The organism is Fusibacter paucivorans (assembly GCF_018390735.1).
GTDB lineage: Bacteria > Bacillota > Clostridia > Peptostreptococcales > Acidaminobacteraceae > Fusibacter > Fusibacter paucivorans.
On record NZ_JAHBCL010000020.1, the window covers coordinates 16,369 to 36,587 of the forward strand.

The 20,219-nt window shown below is 41.1% G+C and carries 23 protein-coding genes; 14 read left to right on the plus strand and 9 right to left on the minus strand.

Features of this window, described 5'->3' with window-relative positions; all coding sequences use genetic code 11:
• Positions 1-191: 191 nt before the first annotated feature.
• From KHM83_RS12045 to KHM83_RS12075, 7 genes are all read left to right on the plus strand, one after another.
• Positions 192-578, plus strand: a complete 387-nt coding sequence (locus KHM83_RS12045; RefSeq protein WP_213237267.1) for a cupin domain-containing protein — start codon at positions 192-194, stop codon at positions 576-578.
• Positions 579-646: 68 nt separating this feature from the next.
• Positions 647-1,723, plus strand: a complete 1,077-nt coding sequence (gene dctP, locus KHM83_RS12050) for a TRAP transporter substrate-binding protein DctP (RefSeq protein WP_213237268.1) — start codon at positions 647-649, stop codon at positions 1,721-1,723.
• 19 nt (positions 1,724-1,742) lie between these two features.
• Positions 1,743-2,243, plus strand: coding sequence for a TRAP transporter small permease (locus tag KHM83_RS12055; protein WP_213237269.1), 501 nt, complete (start codon positions 1,743-1,745; stop codon positions 2,241-2,243).
• Complete coding sequence (locus KHM83_RS12060; protein WP_213237270.1) at positions 2,240-3,514, plus strand: TRAP transporter large permease; 1,275 nt, start codon at positions 2,240-2,242, stop codon at positions 3,512-3,514. The genes KHM83_RS12055 and KHM83_RS12060 overlap by 4 nt, the downstream gene beginning before the upstream one ends.
• A gap of 54 nt (positions 3,515-3,568) precedes the next feature.
• Complete coding sequence (locus KHM83_RS12065) at positions 3,569-4,360, plus strand: HpcH/HpaI aldolase family protein (protein WP_213237271.1); 792 nt, start codon at positions 3,569-3,571, stop codon at positions 4,358-4,360.
• Entirely contained in the window at positions 4,357-5,274 is a 918-nt protein-coding gene (locus tag KHM83_RS12070; protein ID WP_213237272.1) for a beta-keto acid cleavage family enzyme, read from the plus strand. Before KHM83_RS12065 ends, KHM83_RS12070 begins: the two co-directional genes overlap by 4 nt.
• 219 nt (positions 5,275-5,493) lie before the next feature.
• The gene (locus KHM83_RS12075) at positions 5,494-6,831 is read left to right on the plus strand and encodes a Sapep family Mn(2+)-dependent dipeptidase (RefSeq protein ID WP_213237273.1); all 1,338 of its coding nucleotides are present in this window, start codon (positions 5,494-5,496) and stop codon (positions 6,829-6,831) included.
• Positions 6,832-6,902: 71 nt separating this feature from the next.
• On the opposite strand, the gene KHM83_RS12080 is transcribed toward KHM83_RS12075, so the two are convergent.
• Positions 6,903-7,232, minus strand: a complete 330-nt coding sequence (locus KHM83_RS12080) for a hypothetical protein (protein WP_213237274.1) — start codon at positions 7,230-7,232, stop codon at positions 6,903-6,905.
• An 829-nt stretch (positions 7,233-8,061) separates the two neighbouring features.
• On the opposite strand from KHM83_RS12080, the gene KHM83_RS12085 reads away from it, so the two are divergent.
• The gene (locus KHM83_RS12085; RefSeq protein ID WP_213237275.1) at positions 8,062-8,484 is read left to right on the plus strand and encodes a MaoC family dehydratase; all 423 of its coding nucleotides are present in this window, start codon (positions 8,062-8,064) and stop codon (positions 8,482-8,484) included.
• Between the two features lie 189 nt (positions 8,485-8,673).
• Here the strand turns inward: KHM83_RS12085 and KHM83_RS12090 are convergent, their stop codons facing one another.
• The 5 genes from KHM83_RS12090 to KHM83_RS12110 form a co-directional block, all read right to left on the minus strand.
• Complete coding sequence (locus KHM83_RS12090; RefSeq protein WP_213237276.1) at positions 8,674-9,873, minus strand: D-alanyl-D-alanine carboxypeptidase family protein; 1,200 nt, start codon at positions 9,871-9,873, stop codon at positions 8,674-8,676.
• Positions 9,874-10,061: 188 nt separating this feature from the next.
• Positions 10,062-10,817, minus strand: a complete 756-nt coding sequence (locus tag KHM83_RS12095) for a hypothetical protein (RefSeq protein ID WP_213237277.1) — start codon at positions 10,815-10,817, stop codon at positions 10,062-10,064.
• A 68-nt stretch (positions 10,818-10,885) separates the two neighbouring features.
• A complete protein-coding gene (locus KHM83_RS12100) occupies positions 10,886-11,203 on the minus strand; it encodes a hypothetical protein (RefSeq protein ID WP_213237278.1) in 318 nt (105 codons plus the stop codon).
• 90 nt (positions 11,204-11,293) lie between these two features.
• Positions 11,294-11,734, minus strand: coding sequence for a threonine/serine exporter family protein (locus tag KHM83_RS12105; RefSeq protein WP_213237279.1), 441 nt, complete (start codon positions 11,732-11,734; stop codon positions 11,294-11,296).
• Positions 11,735-11,743: 9 nt separating this feature from the next.
• Entirely contained in the window at positions 11,744-12,517 is a 774-nt protein-coding gene (locus tag KHM83_RS12110; RefSeq protein WP_213237280.1) for a threonine/serine exporter family protein, read from the minus strand.
• Between the two features lie 269 nt (positions 12,518-12,786).
• Between KHM83_RS12110 and KHM83_RS19875 the strand changes: the two genes are divergently transcribed.
• From KHM83_RS19875 to pyrR, 3 genes are all read left to right on the plus strand, one after another.
• The gene (locus KHM83_RS19875; RefSeq protein WP_281415054.1) at positions 12,787-12,912 is read left to right on the plus strand and encodes a hypothetical protein; all 126 of its coding nucleotides are present in this window, start codon (positions 12,787-12,789) and stop codon (positions 12,910-12,912) included.
• A gap of 268 nt (positions 12,913-13,180) precedes the next feature.
• Complete coding sequence (locus KHM83_RS12115; RefSeq protein WP_213237281.1) at positions 13,181-14,095, plus strand: RluA family pseudouridine synthase; 915 nt, start codon at positions 13,181-13,183, stop codon at positions 14,093-14,095.
• Positions 14,096-14,099: 4 nt separating this feature from the next.
• On the plus strand, positions 14,100-14,636 hold the full coding sequence (pyrR, locus tag KHM83_RS12120; RefSeq protein WP_213237341.1) for a bifunctional pyr operon transcriptional regulator/uracil phosphoribosyltransferase PyrR: 537 nt from the start codon (positions 14,100-14,102) through the stop codon (positions 14,634-14,636).
• A gap of 100 nt (positions 14,637-14,736) precedes the next feature.
• Here pyrR and KHM83_RS12125 read toward each other — a convergent pair whose 3' ends face one another.
• From KHM83_RS12125 to KHM83_RS12135, 3 genes are all read right to left on the minus strand, one after another.
• Positions 14,737-15,345: a DUF308 domain-containing protein gene (locus KHM83_RS12125; RefSeq protein ID WP_213237282.1), complete on the minus strand. Its 609-nt coding sequence runs from the start codon at positions 15,343-15,345 to the stop codon at positions 14,737-14,739.
• 125 nt (positions 15,346-15,470) lie between these two features.
• A complete protein-coding gene (locus KHM83_RS12130) occupies positions 15,471-16,376 on the minus strand; it encodes a hypothetical protein (RefSeq protein WP_213237283.1) in 906 nt (301 codons plus the stop codon).
• Between the two features lie 22 nt (positions 16,377-16,398).
• Entirely contained in the window at positions 16,399-18,141 is a 1,743-nt protein-coding gene (locus KHM83_RS12135; protein ID WP_213237284.1) for an Rqc2 family fibronectin-binding protein, read from the minus strand.
• 345 nt (positions 18,142-18,486) lie between these two features.
• Here KHM83_RS12135 and KHM83_RS12140 point away from each other — a divergent pair, with 345 nt between their 5' ends.
• The 3 genes from KHM83_RS12140 to rpoZ are packed head-to-tail and all read left to right on the plus strand — an operon-like array spanning position 18,487 to position 20,211.
• Positions 18,487-19,371 carry a YicC/YloC family endoribonuclease gene (locus KHM83_RS12140; RefSeq protein WP_213237285.1) on the plus strand — a complete coding sequence of 295 codons (885 nt, stop codon included), beginning with the start codon at positions 18,487-18,489 and terminating at the stop codon, positions 19,369-19,371.
• A gap of 11 nt (positions 19,372-19,382) precedes the next feature.
• The gene (gmk, locus tag KHM83_RS12145; RefSeq protein ID WP_213237286.1) at positions 19,383-20,006 is read left to right on the plus strand and encodes a guanylate kinase; all 624 of its coding nucleotides are present in this window, start codon (positions 19,383-19,385) and stop codon (positions 20,004-20,006) included.
• Positions 19,999-20,211 carry a DNA-directed RNA polymerase subunit omega gene (gene rpoZ, locus KHM83_RS12150; protein ID WP_213237287.1) on the plus strand — a complete coding sequence of 71 codons (213 nt, stop codon included), beginning with the start codon at positions 19,999-20,001 and terminating at the stop codon, positions 20,209-20,211. Before gmk ends, rpoZ begins: the two co-directional genes overlap by 8 nt.
• Positions 20,212-20,219 lie beyond the last annotated feature (8 nt).

A 20,219-nucleotide genomic window follows, 5' to 3' on the forward strand; every position in this document is an offset into this window, starting at 1 on the left:
AAATAAGCACTGCAAATGAATAAAATAAGACTGCGCTTAGAGCGCCAATAAAATGTGATTTATGTTTCGTTTTTAAATATCGACATCATCAGGCTAATGTCACTTGACTACGTTGACGCGGTGACATGATAAAAGACAACCGGGGTAAAGCGGAGCATTTAATCTATACGATTGATATGAGGAGGATTATTATGGCAAAGATTGCATCAGGCAACTGGAATGAATCACCATGGCAAGAAGTAAGAAAAGGTATTACACGTGTTGTATTTGGTATGGAAGCAGATGGCGTTTGCTGTACCATTGGCCGTGTTGAAAACGGCAATGAAGTAAAACCGCACACACATCCAAATGAACAAGTTGCATTAGTGCTTGAAGGTGAATGCGACTACTATGTTGACGGCGTTCCTTACAGACTGACACCAGGTTCTTGGGTAACAGTACCATCAAACGTAGAACATTACATTCACGTATATGACAGCCCTGTACCGTGCATGCAAATGGATATCTTTACACCAGACAGACCTGAGTACACAGAATCGTATTCTAAATTTTTAGAAGAAGTTAAGAAAGAAAAATAAGGTTTTGATGTTATAATTTAATAAGCGTTAAGGCAAAAATATGATTTATGGGATTAGGGGAGGATATTATGAACAAACGCATCATGCAAGTATTAGTGAGTTTATTGATATTATCATTAGCGTTAACAGGCTGCGGCGGTTCGTCAGATTCAAGCAGTTCATCAAGCAGTTCATCAAGCAGTTCATCAAGCTCAAGTTCAAGCAGCGAGACACCGGCAGATACGCAAGAACAAATTGATATTACGTTTGCAGATTATGGTTCAAGCGCAATGCCGACTGCTGACGGTTATCGTACTGCGATTGACTACATCACAAACAAATCTGGCGGCAGAATTAACATTACTTATACACCAGATGCCGTGCTCGGTAATGAAACTGAAATGATTCAACAGCTCATGGATGGCACGATGAAAATGGCAACACTTGGCACAAGTACGTTTAGTAAATTTACGTCAAAAATGGAAGTGTTCCAATTACCATTCCTCATTACAGATTATGAAAAAGAACAAACTGCGTTCACAAGTCCTGAAGGACAAGTGCTTCTTGGTTCGGCAGAAGAATTAGGATTAAAAATTGTTGGTTACATGGAAAACGGGATCCGTCACTTTGCAAACAACAAACGTCCTATTAAAACACCTGCAGACCTTGAAGACTTAAAAATAAGAATTGTACCAAGCACAATGCTCCAAAAATCTATGGAACTTTTAGGTGCGAATCCTACGCCGCTTAACTATGGTGAAATCTACACAGCGCTTCAAAACAAAGTTATTGACGGCGAAGAAATCAACATCACATCACTTTATGCGATGAAACACTATGAAACGATTCAATATGTTTCTGAAATTGGTATGTATCCTTTTGCAGCCGTTGTAGTCTTCAACTTAGATTACTGGAATTCACTTTCTGAAGAAGATCAACAAATTATTTTAGACGGTTTTGCAAGCGGTACAGAGGCACTCTTCGATACGTATTTGCCGAACTATGAAATCGTAGCAAAACAAGCATGTATTGACGCTGGTCTTGAATTTAATACCATTGAAGATAAAGAAGCATTCAGGGATCTCGTTCAACCGGTTTATGACGAGTATGAAGACATGGACCCTGATATGAAAGCTTTCATCGAAATGATGAAATCGTTGGAATAGTAACGCGCGGAGGTGTGTTTTGGAAGTCATTAAATCTATTTTAGATGGTATTGCTGCTGTCGTAAAACGAGTAATCGCCGTCATGTTGGGCGTTATGCTGGTTGTTGCACTTGTTGAGGTATTTAGGAGATATCTATTTGGATTATCCTTTCCATGGTCTGAGGAGCTCATACGCTATCTCATCATATGGGTATCGTTCTTGGGCGGCGCGGTAGCATACAAGGAGCAGAATCTCGTATTCTTTGATATGATTGTCGACAAACTGCACAGCAAGTTTAAGTATGTGTTGTTGATGTTGACAAACACCGTTTCTCTCATCTTTGTCAGTTACATTTTTTCCTATGCCTTAAAGGTAATCAACAAACCTTCTATCGTCAAACAGAAGAGTATAGGTCTTCAGATATCGATGCTTTATCCATACTTGGCAATACCGGTAGGTTTGGGTTTGATGATTTTGTTTGGTCTTTATCACTACAGGGTAATTTATGCAACTTATAAAAATGGGGGGTACAACAAATGACATTTGCAGTCATCGTATTTGTAATTGCTTTATTTGCAGGCGTCCCCATTGCTTTCGTGCTCGGTTTGGCAGGTGTTACACACCTCGTGCAAATTGGGGATCCTTCGTTCTTTAACGTCATTGTCCCGAGAATGTTCGCGGGCATGGACATCATGGGTTTAACCTGTATTCCGTTCTTTATTGTTGCAGGTGAAGTGATGAATGCCAGTGGCGTAACAGGTAAGCTGCTCGAATTTACGAGGAGCCTTATTGGACACTTTAGAGGTGGTCTAGCATACGCCGTCGTCTTTATTGCCATGATCCTATCGGCAATTTTGGGATCGGCAAATGCGGTTGCATCCATTTTATGTGCGGTTATGATACCGGAAATGAGTAAGGATAAATACCCGGAAGAATTTAGCGGTGCCTTGATTGCATCGTCCGGGATACTAGGGCCGGTTATTCCGCCGAGTGTTACTTTTGTCTACTTTAGCGTTCTCTCAAACGTTTCGGTTAATGGCTTATTCATGGGTGGTATTGTCCCTGGTATTTTGTTGGGACTTGGTTTTGCAACGGTTATATTCTTTAAAGTTAGAAAGTTTGATTTGCCAAAGGGTGAGCCGTTCAGATTTAAGCGTTTGCTGAAAGCGACATTTCAAGCGCTGCCAGCATTGCTCGTGCCGATTATCATTGTCGGCGGGATCATGTCGGGTGCCTTCACACCGACAGAATCTGGTGCTGTTGCCGTTTTCGCAGCATTCTTAGCGGGTTTATTCTATCGTAAATTTAAGCTGTCCATGTTGCCGGGCATCTTTACGAGAGCTGCCATTGCAACTTCCGGTATATTCCTCATCATTGGTTTCGGGAACATTATCGGATGGTCAATGGCGATTGACAAAATACCACAAGCTATTTCGGCGGCTATATTAGGGTTCACGACGAGCAAGACGCTTATTATCTTTATCATGCTCGGTTTGTTGGTTCTCGTTGGCTGTGTTATGGAAGCGACCGCAGCAATGCTTATTTTTACACCGGTATTGCTCCCAATTGCAACAGCAATTGGTATGAACCCAATTCACTTTGGGATTGTCTTCTGTATCATGCTGACAATTGCCCTTGTAACACCACCAGTAGGGATGGTTTTGTTTGTCACATCAAATATCTCCAAAATCTCACTTAATAAATTGAGTGGTCAGGTATTGCCGTTCGTTGCGGTAGCGTTTGTCATTACAATTATTATTGCATTCGCTGAACCGCTCGTCATGTGGATACCAACGCTCTTAGGCATATAGCAATGGTCTGGGGCGCCTGTAAAGGCGCCCTGTACCAAAGAGAGGTCAATTATTATGAACAAAGCTTATTCATTAAAGAAGAGAATTGCCAACAAGGAAGTTCTCGTCGGTTTATTTTATAAATTTAACAGTCAGGCGATTGTTGAAATGGTAGGCCATGCAGGGTTTGATTTCATCATTGTGGACTGCGAACACTCAAACTACGCACCTGGTGAAGTAGAAGGTCTTATCCGTGCAGCTGAGTGCGTACAAATGAGCAGCATCATTCGATTGAGAGATGCAACAGCTGAAGATGTATTGCATGCGCTCGACTCAGGAGCAGATGGTGTTCAAATTCCAAGTATCAAATCTGTTGACACGGCTTTTGATGTTTGTAAATCTACAAAGTATTTTCCGGAAGGCAATCGCGGTTTATCTTTGACGCAAAGAGCTGCAAACTACAGTGTATGGCAAGGTAAAGAGAGCTATTATCAACATAGCAATGAAAATTCTTTGGTTGTTGTACATGTTGAAAATATCGATATGGCACATCAAATTGATAAATTGCTTGAAGTCCCACAAATTGACGTCGTCTTCGTTGGACCGGCTGACCTTAGTCAGTCAATGGGCAAGCCAGGTCAAATGAATGACCCTGAAGTTGTTGCTGTCATTGAAGAAGTCTTCAAAAAAGTATTGGCAAAAGGTAAAGCTGTTGGTATTTACTGCGGCAACCAAGCCGCTGTCAAGAAATATGTTGATTTAGGTGCAACTTATATCGCATATGGTTCAGATATTACCGTTATGGCTTCTGGACTTAAGACATTAAAAGAATCAATCAGCTTTTTAAATGATGGTGGTGACAAATGAAAAAAATAATCACCGCAGCCATAACAGGTGCCGTTCATACGCCTGGCATGTCGCCATATTTGCCGATTACGCCTGATGAAATCGTGAACGATGCCGTCGGTGCGGCGAAAGCCGGCGCAGCCGTGGTTCACATTCATGCAAGAAATCCAGAAAACGGCGAACCGACTTCTGATCTCAGTATTATGCGAGAAATTGTAACTGCGATCAAAAAACAAAGCGATGTGATTGTTTGTATCACTACAGGCGGTCAGATCGGCATGTCGATTGAAGAACGCATTGCAGCAGTTCCGGATATGAAGCCAGAACTTGCATCGTGTAATGCAGGATCACTTAATTTCGTGTTGACACCTGCACTGAAGAGATTGAAACCTAAATACGAATGGGAAGAAAAATTCTTATCCGGTACGCAAGATTTAATTTTTTCAAATACATTCAAGGGCTTATCACAGTATGTGGAAACCATGTATGCAAACGGGACCATGCCGGAATTTGAAGTCTACGATGTCGGCATGATTAATAACATTGCGTATATGATGCGCGAAGGTGTTATCAAAGCGCCTGTGTACATTCAGTTTGTTATGGGCATCTTAGGCGGTCTACCGGCAACAGTCAGAAATTTGAATTTCTTGGTTGAAACCGCTGATATGCTCTTAGGTGATACATTTAAATGGTCGGTAGCAGCTGCTGGCAAAGATCAGTTCGCGCTGACAACTGCTGCACTGGCAATGGGTGGTCATGTTCGTGTGGGACTTGAAGACAACTTATACCTTGAAAAAGGTGTTTTAGCTAAGCACAGCAGTGAACAAGTTGAGCGCATTCGTAAGGCATTAGAAGTGCTCGGACATGAAGTGGCGACACCAGAAGAAGCAAGACAAATTCTTTCTCTTAAAGGCAACCACGCTGTTAACTTTTAAACAGTTTATATTTCCCCAAAATGGAGCGGTCAATCATCTTTACAATGAGGTGATTGACCGTTCTTTTTTTGTCATTTCAATAAGTGTCGGTGAAATTCATGATTGAAACAGCTATTATTGCACATAAATAGAATAAAGGCATAACAATTTTCGGGCATTACTGAGGATTAAAATGTAGGCTCATGAAGCGAAAATCACATTTGCGATAGGAGGCGCGCTATGATATCACAAAAGAATAAGCAGGCTATGATTGATGATTTAATTTCAATGCTTCAGATCAAGAGTGTCATTGATGAAGAAAATGGTGAGAGACCATTTGGAGACGGCATTGATTTGGCACTGAAACAAATACTCTCAATTTCCAAACGCTTAGGCTATCGAACTTATTATGATCCAAATGGCTATTATGGTTATGCGGAAATTGGCGAGGGTGAAGAACTCATTGGCATACTCGGTCACATCGATGTCGTACCGGAAGGGGATGAAGCGCTTTGGCGTTATCCGCCATACAGCGGAACCTTTACAGACGATAAAATTTACGGCAGGGGTGCTCAAGATGATAAAGGACCAATTGTAGCCGTTCTTTATGCCATGAAATGGCTTTTGGAGGAGGGACTGACGCTTCATAAGCGTTTTCGCTTTATCTTTGGAACGGATGAAGAGAATCATTGGCGAGGGATTTGTCGCTACATGCATGAACAGGAAGTGCCATGCTGCGGTTTTACACCGGATTCGGCTTTCCCAGTAGTATATGCTGAGAAGGGATTGCTGCAGCTGAAAATCGAAAGCAAAAAAGGCGTTCCTTTTCATATCAGTGGCGGTACTTCATTAAATGCAGTGCCGGAATCGGCGATCTATGCTGGTGATGATGTGGTTCGAATTTCTCAGGCGTTAAAGAGGCAGGGGTTTGATTTCGAAAACGAAGGTGACGAACTTATTGTTATTGGAAGATCGGCGCATGCTGCGAAACCTGAAAGCGGTATCAACGCAATATCAAGACTGGCATTAGCCATTTCAGAAGAGAGCGAGTTGATACACTTTCTCAATGAGCGCATTGGTTTGACGACAAATGGCGCTTATATATTTGGCAATTGCAGAGATGATGTTTCGGGTCGTCTCACACTAAATATTGGGAAAATTGACATGAGCAAATACGGGCAGTCTATTGGCGTTGATATTCGCTTTCCAGTGACATTCTCAAAAAAATTTATCATGGATGCCATGATGCGAAATGCCGAGAAATATCATTTGGAGATTACGGAACTTGACTATCTAGCACCCAATTTTGTATCGGTATCATCAGCACTTATTCAAAACCTCGTTGGGGCCTATGAAGCTGTGACGGGACTTGATGGAACACCATTGTCAACAGGAGGTGCAACCTATGCGCGATCTATGAAAAATTGCGTCGCTTTTGGCGCTAGACTGCCGGGAATGAATGCTTTAGCGCATCAAACGGACGAGCACATTGCCGTGGAACAAATGATTGCTTGTATGCGAATTTATAAAGAGGCAATCAAACGACTCAATGATGCACCTGCTGTTTGTCCAATATAATCAATCTGCCAATTCACTGCATTAAAAAAGCCTCTAAGCACAAATAAATGTGATGCGAGGCTTTTAACATTTTAGTGAAAGGCAATGATTTGATCGACAAAGATAGAAAGTTCTTCAAAGAGAAGGTTATACTTGACGTTGTTGGGATTATCTGTGTAGCTGAGATTAACTTGATAAACATTTTTACATTTGAGTACGGTAGGTGCGTCATCGGGTACCAGAATTTCTGAAGCAATGTATTTTGATGATGCGAACCAATTGTCAGAAACGATTTCAATGTTTTCTCTCAATAGTACGAGCCAGCCCATTCCGGCAACAAATAGTTCAATAGATGGCAGATCAGAATTGATAAAATGCTGTCGTAAGATTTGGGCTTTACTTGTTTGGAATTCCATGGACATGGTATGACCTCCTTTTTCTCTCTGTTGCTATTGTTGCATTTTTACCCCGTTATCAAAGGGGTTAAGCAAATAAAAAATGATTTGTAGTTGCATTATTTTATTTCAAAATTACATTTTGGCATAAGACTTGCAATATATAATGGTGAATAACCGATTTTGGGTATTCATATGGTTCAAGATGATCGAAGACACATCTGAAGTTACGGTAAGGGATTTCGTAACAACCATCATGGGAAATGCTGAAGTCATTGATTTTAAAGGGCTTTAGAGATTGTTTTAGAGGGAGCGATCGCTAAAGACATAAATCACAGAGATAAAAATTCAATGACTGAATAGTATAATACCATCTTCAATCGTCCAGAGTTTGTACAGATGGATTGTCTAGCTGTAAACCATAGTGGACACTGTGACATATATCGTTCGTAAAGATGCAAACACACGAGCCTTTACACGCTATAGAGCATGCCGTGTGATAAAGCAGTATGTCACTGCCAGGGAACGACGCCATCGAATAAGGATTGTGAGGGCGAAATGACCTGGTGCTGTAGCTAAGTAATATTGCAGTAATTGCAATGCCTTAGACAGAGAAACCTACCTTTTGGAGAGCGTTGGTTACAGGCAGCGTGGACTTGCAAAAGTACCTGATATTTTAAGGTGCTCAGCGTCGCCATGCATGCCGAATTGTGATAAAAACGCCTTGTAACATCCAGTGGATGGTAAAAAAACAGCACCGGTTTGGTCTTCAATCATCGCTAATTAAAAAGCACCCGTAAACAATTGTTTACAGATATGAGGTGCTGTAAACTTCAATTTACACTAGGAGGCCAACATGATTGGGAAAAGCATTGATGAATTAAAAGTAGGCGATAAGGCATCTTTTACAAAGACAATTACTGAGACCGATGTCTACCTTTATGCAGGTATCAGCGGTGACTTAAATCCGGCGCATATTAACCAAGTAGAATCAGAAAAGACAATGTTCAAAGGCAGAATTGCACATGGTATGTTGACAGCTAGCTTTATTTCGACGGTACTTGGATGTTACTTACCAGGCCCTGGCACAATTTATCTTGGTCAAACATTAAAATTTAAAAAACCAGTTCGTTTTGGCGATACGATTACAGCAGTTGCTGAAGTGATATCTGCTGATCAAGAGAAAAACAGAGTTATCTTAAAAACAACTTGCTATAATCAAAATGATGAAGTTGTCATTGAAGGCGAAGCAACCGCGATGCCTCCAAAAAAAGCTTAATAGGGATTAAGTTCGATTTGATTTAGTCGGCAGATGAGAGGGCACATAGGGATCTGCCAATCAGTACACCAAAACTTTAATTTCAATATACAAAGTGGATTGCTTTAAGCATATAGAAAGGACAGCATAGAGCTGTCCACTTTGTTTTTTTGACCTAATAATTTAAATGGCTGATAGAATGATTTGATATCAATCATCTCCTAAAACGGCTGTATCTGGTGCCAGCATTCTGATCGTCAGCGGCACTTCAGTATAGACAGCCTGATCATTATAAAAAATGACTTTGCCGACATTGGTGTTTTCTGCGATAAGGCTCGTGGTTTGCCAGATTGGATCAATCATGAGCTGGAAGGAAATTTCAGCGTCTTTAGGTAAAAACAAGCTAATGTTTTCAGTAGGGACGATGCTGAAGTTTCGGCTGGTATCCGTGTAGAGCGGTATCTGAGAATCGGTTATAGGGTAGACGCGCATATCTGATTTTGCATGATTGATGATTGCTTTCAGCGTATTGTTGCGATTCGTTTTGTTGATGGCTCCTAAAACGGATGCGAAAATATGGCGTGAGTCATCAACAGTGGATAATGGCGCTGCACCATAAATGCTTTGAAAAGGACCGTTGTCAACTTGCAGTTCACAAAGCGTCGCAGATACAATCTGACAATAGCCTGCATAGACGGTATAACCGGTTTTTAAGCCATCAACTTCGTCGTAGAGCCACAGCAGTTGATTGGTATTTTTTTTATCCAATCCCTTTGCTTCATATTGCCAATGTTCAATGGAAGTGATTTTTGTCAGTTCGGGGTAATTTGTCAGCAGTTGATCAGCAAGACGGTTGATATCCATTAAGGACATATTGTTTTGATCGGGTTTTGTGTCGTGGTTTTCATCATATTCGGTAAGACCGCACGGATTGACAAAATGCGCAGATGCGAGGCCAAGCGATTTCGCTTCGCTGTTCATACGATTGACAAAGGTACTTTCTGAGCCGCCGGCATACTCTGAAAGTGCCACGGCAGCATCGTTGGATGAACAAATCAACATGCCATGAAAAAGATCATCCAATGTAACGGATTCACCGGCGCGCAGGCGCATACCATCGCCATCCTGACTTTGTGCATTTGATGAAATAGGTACTTGATCGGTTAGTGCAATTGTGCCATTTTTTAAGTCGTCCATAACCAACTTTGCTGTCATGAGTTTTGAGATGCTGGCGATCCCCATAGGCGTTGATGCGTTCATTGTATCAATGAAGAGATCAGCATCTCTATCATAGAGAGCATAGGCATGGATATTTTGAACGGGAATATCGTCAACAGAGAATGCAATTGGTTGTGCGGTTAATGTAAGGGCAATTGCACCAATCAGTAATTTTTTAATCTTAAAAGTCATTTGTACACTCCATATAGTATTATTACTCTTTATGCTACCACAAAATGCTGGAACATGAAATGGCATTTTAACAGCTTTCTATTGAAAAGTCGCTGAAATTGGAAAAAAATATTAATCGTGTGATCTGTTAAACGAATACAAAAAAAGCCCAGATTCTAAATGAACTGGACTAATGTTTTTCAATTAAGTTATGGCAGCAATAATGGGTTTATTGCTGAAGCAGAAGCTTCTAACGGCATGTGAATTTCAATATAGTGCTCTGAAAAATCATTTTCCTTAAAAAAATAGACAAGTGCATTATCTGTAAAATAGAACGACATCCAAGGTTCCGGTTTTTCAAATTCAAATCCAGCTTCTAGAGCCATTTGTGAAAAGAGCTGATTGAAGTCTGATACTGCTGTTGGCGTATTATTGTCATATAGCGTTTCAGTCGATACTCTGGCTGCTGAAATGATACTGATGCTGACAGGATTCCAGAACTCAATAGTCCCTTCCTCAATTTGCATTTCAGCCTTGAAAAGGATGCTGAGAAGCGTTGGCGACTGCATGCCGAGTTCATACGTAATGGTGACGGGATTGGTGCCGTCAAGTGTATCTGTGATCTCATTGGCGGCCTCTGCAATAATTGCATTGACGTTTTCCTGAAGACTGCTGTTGGTAAGACCTTGAACTTCCGGCAATGTCAGAGCGGTGTTAAGTGATTCTAAAATAAAAGTTTGATCAACGATCTCATATGATTCTGTAATAAGAGCAGTTTCACCACTTGGCGTTTCTGGTTCATCGACAGTTGTTTCGCTGTCGGATGAATGGTTATCCGATGTCGTTTCTGTATTGGCTGGCTGCGAAATATTGGTATCATTGCTAGGGGCTTCGGTCACGGGATCGTTGCCGCAGGCAGCTAAAATTAAAACAATTCCAATTGCTAGGATAAATTGTCGCTTCATTGTTGTCATTTCCTTTCAGTGGTTGTTCAGCATGATGCACAGCATCGTCACTACAACATGATTTTACCCTAAGAGAATCGCTTTTTAAAGTATTTTTTGCCAATACTCGTAAGAATGATTTGAACTAGCATTAAAACGAGGCCAAAGTGAATGATAATGGTGGCATAACTGGAAATGATACTCGCAATCATGCTCCAAGACATAAAGAGAACACCTGCAATTGCATAAACATAGCTTAAGAATTTTAAAAAGCCATTGGCATCGTAGATAATAAAATCTTTACGATAATTGACGAGGTAGGCGTCTTTTGATGGAAGATATAGATGTAATCTTATCTCAACAGCCTTGACGATCATGAGGATACATAACAGATAAATGATTGACATAGAACCCCCTCCAATCTTCGAGTTTAACTACTTTTTATATACCCGTATCAGAGTTGTTTTAACCGACAAAGCAAAGGGGTTTTTTAAAACTTACAATAAATGCAGCAAGTATGGCTTTAGTTTTCGCATAAAGGTTGTTGCCAAAATAATGCCGCAGGCGATGGCAACGGCAATAAACAGCGACTGTGCACCTGTCATCAGCGCTTGATCGACATCGCCTTCAACAATATGAAGCATTGTATAATAAATGCCGTACCCGGGAACAAACGGAATGATGCCGGGGATGGTAAACATTGTCGCAGGATGTTTCTTGACGTAGGCAAAGCTTTCGCCAATAATGCCGACTACGATTGACCCAATTAATGAGGGCATGATAAAGCTGGTGGTCAATGGCTGGATGAGAACATAAACGAGCCAGCCGACCATACCGGATATCCCGGCGGGCATCAGCAGTTTCCTAGGTAGATTAAAAATAACTGAGAAGCCGATAACGCAGCATAATGAATAAAAACACTGTTGAATATAATACATGCTTACCTCCTAAGCGGCGATGCCGAGACCAAGTTGCAGGACGATGCCAACGCCGAATGCAATGGCAATGGCAACAAATAGAGCTTCCATTATTTTTGCACTTCCAGACAAGAGCTCGCCAGAAATAAGATCGCGGATGCCGTTTGTCAATGGTACGCCGGGAACGAGCGTCATCAGCGGTCCGATAATAATCATATTGAGATCCGCCTGAACGCCGATTGCGTGTGCTCCCAAAATAGAAAGGACGCCAAGTGCTGATGCCGCCGCACCAGCCAGCAGATGCTTGACGAAAAAGTTGATTTTATATTTAGTCAAATAGTCAAAAAAAAGAACGGTCAAAGACGATGCTAAGTAAGCAATCAAAAACTCGACAATTGTCCCACCGAACAAGAAAATAAAAAAACCACCAGCCATACCGCAAAAGATGAAACGGATAACCCGCCCGTAACTCGGTGTTGCTAGCAATGCTTCAAGTTGCTGTTCAGCATCAGAAAGAGACATTTTCGAACTGGTAAAACGACGTGAAAAGTCATTCGTACGATCAATGACTTCTAGATCAATCCCGGCGGGATTAACACGTTCTAAAAAGCTGTAATTTCGGCCTTCGTCTAAAGTAGACATAATAATGCCTGTCGGAATGACAAAGACATTAACTTCTTCCATGCCTCGTGATTCGAGCATGCGTTTAACGGTGTCTTCAACACGGTAAGTCTCTGCGCCATTTGTGAGCAGGACGCGGCCAGTAGTGAGTGCTAATTTAATGAGTCTATTTTCTTTTGTCATAAATGCCTTCCCATATTAATAAGATTCTAATCTTTGCTTAATCAACTCTAAAGGTTATCGTCATATACTGTTTATAACAGAACGACCATTCATGGCAATGTATGAACAGCCGTTGACTGGCTATCCTTATTATATCGAATCATCGATTAAGATGATAATGATAATTTTGTAAAAGAAGTGAAAGGGGTGTTAAAATGCTGGAATTATTCTTAGTAATTATTATTGGCTTATTTTTAATAAAATTTTTGTTTTCATTAGGATTTGGCATTATGAAGATTATATTTTCGGTAATTGGTTTGGCGATTGCCTTTGTACTATTGCCAATTGGATTGGTTTTCCTGTTGCCAATTGCCATTATTCTCGGTCTAGTGACAATTTTAAAATTGATTTTTTAAGCTTGTTGATCAATAAATTGACAACTTGTGGATCAATAAATTGACAACTTGTGGATCAATAAATTGACAACTTGTTGATCAAAGGTAGGTTGATAAATTGTTGGCGGCGTCTGGCTGCTGCTTGATTGCTGCCTGAAGAAGACAGAAATGAACATAGAGGTAAAGCGGCGAATCCAAAATGGATTGCCGCTTTTTTTTCATGCCTTTTTCTGATAAAATAAAAACACATTACGAAAAACATATAGCGCATAGATTGGAGTATGAAGCCTTGTCGAAAGAAATCATTGAAATTGTTGCTGATGAAGATGCATCGAGATTGGATGCTTACTTAAGTCAGCAATTGAATCATTTGTCGCGAAATTACATTCAAAAGCTCATACAAACAGGTGCTGTTTGTGTCAATGGGGCGATTCTTCAATCAAAAAAGGAAAAAGTCATCACTGGTGACGAAATCATCATTGAATTGCCGGAACCTGAAGTGTTGAATATTGTTCCGGAAGATATCCCCATTGAAATCATTTATGAAGATAATGATGTCATCGTCGTCAACAAGCCTCAGGGAATGGTGGTTCATCCAGCGCCCGGGCATTACACGGGAACACTTGTCAATGCATTGATGTACCATGCAAAACAATTATCCTCTATTAATGGTAAAATTAGACCCGGCATCGTGCATCGCATTGATAAAGATACTTCTGGTCTTTTGATGGTGGCGAAGAATGATCATGCTCATGAATCACTGGCTGCCCAGCTCAAAGCAAAAACATCTCTTCGGGAATATGCTGCCATTGTGAACGGTGTGATTAAGGATGATTGCGGCACTGTTGATGCACCAATTGGCAGACACCCCAATGATCGATTGAAGATGGCGATTATCTCAAGCGGACGTGATGCAGTGACGCATTACACGGTGATTGAACAGATGAAACACCATTCATATTTGACATTGCGGTTGGAAACGGGTAGGACACATCAAATACGCGTCCATATGGCATCACTTGGACATCCGCTGGTTGGTGATCCGCTCTATGGTATTAAGCAGGAAAAAGTAAAACATGACGGTCAGTTGCTGCATGCTAGAATGTTGGGGTTTATACACCCTTCAACTGGGAAACTGATGACTTTTGAAGCGCCGCTTCCGGCGTATTTTGAAAATATCCTATCAAAATGCAGGGGGTTGTAATGTGATGGAATTTAAAGCAAAAATAATGGATAATAAGGCAATCGATCGATCGCTTATGCGGCTGGCACATGAAATAATTGAGCGGAATCGAGGCATTGAGAAAGTTGTACTGGTTGGAATCAAATCCAGAGGCATCCCATTGGCCAATCGTATTTGTGATAAAATAGCATTAATTGAGAATCAGCGTGTTCCCGTAGATCAATTGGATATTACAATGTACCGAGATGACTTAACGCTTAAGTCGGATCGGCCGGAAGTCAAAGAATCAGCACTTAATATACCTATTGACGGCAAGACGATTATTCTCGTTGATGACGTGATCTATACGGGACGAACAGTGAGGGCGGCAATGGATGCATTAATGCAGCAGGGAAGACCGAGTCAGATTCAACTTGCTGTACTGGTCGACCGAGGTCATCGTGAACTGCCAATAAGGCCTGATTTTGTCGGCAAGAATGTTCCGACATCAAGTAAGGAAAACGTCAAAGTAAAAATTGTCGAGATCGATGGCATGGATGAAGTGTGCATTTACCAAAAATAATCGCAGGCTTTTTAAGTGATCATTATACAAATATAAAATGGGCTGCCCAAAAGGATTTTGCAATCGTTTGAGGCAGCCCATTATAATAATGTGATGTAACTTATTTAACTTCCCGGAAATCAACTTCTTCGGCATCGTCAGATTGAATGTCAATGACAATGCGCCTGCCGTTTGACGGCTTCGTATGATAAGCAGTAAAACCGCTTGATTCAAAAGATCGAAAGGCTTTAAAAGACTTACCTGAGATAAAGAGGACAACACCAAAGACCGTCATGAGTATACCGAAGATCAAAACGATTGTAGAAAGTGCCGCCTGAGCATTCAGAAAAGCGAAAACCCCTAGCAGAATAAAGAGCAAAGACGTAATGACAGTACTATCGCCGACCTGCTTACTCTTTATAAAAAAGAGAAATAAGCCGTTGATTCCGTTAATGACAAAGCCAAGACCGATAATCAACAGCAGATAATCCGGGTTGGCAAATGTATAGAGGCTCATTAGAAGTACCGCGATGCTTAAAATGATAGATGCTTTGCTTCGAATGGCCAATGAAATTGAAAGACCAATGACGGCCATAACAAAAAAGAGAAATGTTATCATTCGAATTGAAATCGTCCCAACGGTTCCGGGGAATGCAACGAAGAGTAATCCGATGACGCTCATCACCAAACCAAAATACTGTAATGGATTCCATTTATGTTGTCGTGCCATTTTCATTCACCTACGTTTTAATGATACTGGATTCGCGCTGGATGTATTCACTAACAGCCAGTGCATCGTTTAACTTTATTATAGCGAAGAGTTGTGAACATTGTATTAACAATCCTGTAAGAAGTTTATTTAAACCCCTCGATGACAATCTCATTTAACGCGTATTTGGTATCAATACGGTTGGTAGCATAAAAATAAGTAATCATTTGATTGATAACTTCGGGATCCGGTCTTTCAAATGATTCAAACGGCATATAATCGGTAGAAAGATAATCTCTTAACGTTGGGAAATAGGCATCCAGCCATTTTTCGGTTTTGTCGTCTTGAGAAACAGCTACCGCTTCATTTAGGTAGCTGGTGACCTGCTCTAACTGGTGATCATCTAATGATTTTGGCACCAAGACGGCATCAAACATATGATCAAATGTGTAGAGCTTGCGTGCGCCTCTTGAAAGGACATACTGATCATACGGCGCTTCCAACACCGCATAATTAATCATGCTGTCTGTCAGCAAATTTATCTGATCATAGAGATTTGTGCAGGCTATTTCATCTAGTGATAAGCCGATGATGCCCTCCATATCAATAACGGTACGGAAGACGTATTCATCTGATGCCTTACCGTTTATGCCCAAAACAGCACCTTTGATGTCGTTTACATGTTCAATCGACGTATGCTTAGGATCGACCATTAAATAAGATGCTTTTGGGCGCAGCGCATAGATTGCATAATCGGTGAAAATGTCGTGATATTCGAGAAAAGTCAATGCATCAATAATAATAAGTGCAGTATCAGTTTGATCGGCGGCTCCGAGAAGCGTGTTTAAATCATCATAGGCCACAGCCTTTACAGGCAGTGTTGTATTGTCCACCTTAACGTCGGTGACTTCACGAAGGGGTACATTAGCCCAATAATTGAGAAAGTGTACGTCTATTGACTGCGACGGCTCGGAACCGGCAAAGAGAGCCTGAAAAACAATTGAGCCGATGGCTGTAAGACAGATCAGTCCGATTATGACTTTTGTTTTCATATAACCTCCGTTAAATGGTCTTCTAAATGCTCTTCAAAGATTCGATCATTTTGACATCCGGCGTAACATAGAGTGTTCGGTTATGTGTGTAAATGACCATCCCTGGCTTTGCGCCGTTTGGTTTTGTAACGTGTTTGACGAGGGTATAGTCAACTGGTACGTTTGAAGACTGTTTGGCTTTGCTGTAATAAGCGGCAATGGTAGCGGCTTCAATCAGCGTTTGTTCGGGCACTTCGACACCTTTTGTGCGGATGATAACATGAGAGCCCGGTATAATTTTAGTATGAAACCAAAGATCTTTATTGGAGGCGACTTTTAAAGTTAAATAATCATTTTGATAGTTGTTTTTGCCGACGAGAATTTCAAAGCCATCGCTTGAGCGGTATGTTTTAATCTCTGGCTTTTGAGATTTAGAAGGACGTTTCGAATACTTTTTCCGAATGAATCCCTGTTCAGCTAGTTCCGCGAGCAATTCGGCGATGTCAGCCTGTGATTCGACTGTTTCCATATGGGTCAAGACGTTCTCGAGATAGTGCATCATTTCTTCTGTCTCTGAGATTTGAGTGTCCAATAACTTCTGAGCCGTTTTTAATTTTGTATATCTTTTGAAATAATGCTGTGCATTTTCATTGGGATCAAGCCTGACATCTAAGGGGATCTCAAGATCAGTGTCGGCATCATCATAATAGTTTTGTAAAGTTGCTTTATTCATGCCTTTCGAGAGTTGATAAAGGTTAGCATAGAGCAGTTCACCCATGATTTTGTATTTTTCTGCATGGTCGGCTTCGTTGCGTTCTTCATGCAATTTGATAAGTTTTGAAGCACTTCGATCATATTTGATTTGAATGGTTTTGCGGATATCTGTCAGTCGCTGATGCATTTTTAGTGTACGGTTTGTCTTGCCGTAGAATTGTTCCAGCGCTTCACCAAGGGTCTCGTAAACGGTCAGGACCTGATAATCTAAATGCGTGTCGACAAAATAAACACTTGCAGGTCCTTTAGAGGGATCAGAGACAAGATAGCCGCTCGGCGCTGACAGTTGAAGCAATGGTTGAAGTATCTGCCAAATTGTTTTTAACTGTTCATCGGGGACAGTATGCAGCGGTATGTCGGCAGTGCAAGCGGTCTGGCTGATGAGGATATTGGCAAAGAAGGGACTAAAGCCTTCAACGGCGCTGTAAAGCCCCTTTACCAATTTTTGATTTGGCAACTGACTGCGGAGCGACTCGATAAACACATCGCTAGTTGATTCCGGTGAGATTTTATGATTCGGAATGATCCAGTAACGCCCTCCCGGTAGAATTGTTCGAATCCGGCTCATATCAAGTGAGATGCGTTTGATACTGTCAATAATGGTATCGTCCTCTCGCGTTAAAATGAGATTTGAGTGCTTACCCATAATTTCAAGAAAGAGTTTTTTTGTTTCGATTTCGCCAAAATCGTTGCGGCCTTCAATGTCGATTTCAATGATGCGTTCGTAACCGATTTGTTTAAATGCCAATATCCGGCTGCCGAGAAGATGTTTACGCAACAGCATGCAGAACATCGGCGGCTGTTGTGGATTTTCTTTTTTCTGGGTTGTAAGTGTAAAATAGGGTATACTGCTGTCAACGGAAATAAAGAGCGTATGTGTTCCGCCTCTTCCTTTAATAGATAATGTAAGCTCATCTTTTTCCGGTTGATGTATTTTATCAATGCGACCGTCAACGAGTTTCGGCGCAATTTCTTGACATAGATAATGTATAAACATGCCGTCAAATGACATGAGAACCTCCAATGCGATTGTGGGGATAATAAACTGCTTTCGTCGACAAATAAGGTATGTGCAGCGTGTTGTCTGCATTCAGTTATTTGCAATCTAAAGTATAGCATTTATTGTCTTAAAGATAAAGCGATGAGGGCTGGATGCCGATGCAGACCGCATAAAAAATTAAGTGGCACGATGGTATCATATTAAATAAAATTATTATATAATAGATTTAACATCGTCTGGATCGGCTGGTTTATTGGTAATCGCCTGTCAAGCGGCTGTTAAGAGCTATTAACAAATGTTGAAACGCAAGGTGCGTGTATGCTATAATTGATAGATGCGAAAATATTGGAGGATTGTATGATCTATAGTATGACGGGATTTGGTCGTGGAGAGTTTTCAAACGACGCTTTCGCTGTGACGCTTGAAATCAAATCGGTGAATAATCGGTATTGTGATATCATCGTCAAGATGCCGAAAAAATTGAATGTTTTCGAAGAGCGTATTAAAAATACGGTTAAGCAATATCTCGCCAGAGGTAGGATTGATGTTTATATCAATATTGAGGAGAAAGCTTACGACAATTATGAAGTCGTTGCCAATTATGAAATTCTCGATAAATATGTCAACGTTTACCGGGATCTCATTAATCGGTATCAGCTGGATGAAAGTATTAGTTTGAGTATGGTGACAAGAATTCAAGACGGCATCGATGTTTCTTATCTGGAACGCGGTGAAGATGAATACTGGGAAGCCATTGAACCTGCACTGACGGAAGCGCTGTCGCGGATCAAAGCAATGCGTGAAACGGAAGGCGAAAAGCTTAAACGCGATATTTTGGAAAAAGTGGCGCATATTGAACAGCTGCTGACGCAGCTCGAAGTGATGTCGCCGGAGATTTTAGAGCATTACAAGCAGCGGACGAGAGACCGGTTAAGCGAACTGCTTGAAAGCTATAATGCAGAAATCGATGATAACCGCGTTGCCAATGAATTGGCGGTTTATGCGGATAAAACAAATATTAATGAAGAAATTGTAAGAATACACTCTCACCTAGAGCAGATAAAAGTCATTTTGACTGCTTCGGAACCGATTGGCCGAAAACTGGACTTTTTAATTCAAGAACTGAATAGAGAAGTAAATACCATTGGGTCGAAATCGCCGGACATTGACATTTCGAATCTGGTGATTGCTTTAAAGAGCGATATTGAACAAATACGCGAACAAATTCAAAATCTTGAATAGGGGCTAGGTATATGAATTTTAGAGGTTTACTGATTGTTGTTTCAGGTCCGTCTGGAGCGGGGAAGGGAACGATTTGCAAAGCACTGGTAAAAAGAGATCCGTCTATTGTCGTGTCAGTTTCAGCGACAACGCGTGAACCGCGCAATGGCGAGGAGCATGGCATTGCCTATCATTTTTATGACAAGGCAGCATTCCTGTCAATGATTGATAATGATGGTTTTCTAGAATATGCAACCGTATACGATAACTATTACGGAACGCCGAAGCAATTTGTTATTGATAAAATTGCATCAGGCGAAAACGTATTGCTTGAAATCGATATACAGGGCGCTTTGCAAGTTAAGAAAAAATACCCTGAGGGTATCTTTGTCTTTGTCTTGCCGCCTTCAATGAAAGAGCTAAAGAGCAGAATTGTCGGCAGAGGGTCTGAAACGCAGGAATCTCTCACAAAAAGACTTTCAAGTGCGTACAGTGAAATTGAGTACATTAAGAATTATGATTATTTTATCGTGAATGATACTGTCGAGCATGCAACCGATGTCCTTCAGGCGATTATTTCAGCCGAAAAGTGCCGTGTTGATGCAGACATTGAAGAAATTGTCAGTAAATTTAAGGAGGAAACCGAAAATGCTTAAGCCATCTATTGACGAATTGATTGAGAAGACGGGTAACCGTTATGCACTTTGTATTGTCGCTTCGAGAAGGGCTAGGAACCTGATTGCAGAAGATGAAGAACAGATGATGGACGATTTGGAAAAGCCGATCAGCCGCGCGATTACTGAGATCATGCATGATCAAGTTGATGTCGTCGTGCCAAATCCGCCAAAAGATCAAATTTAGTGAGGTCG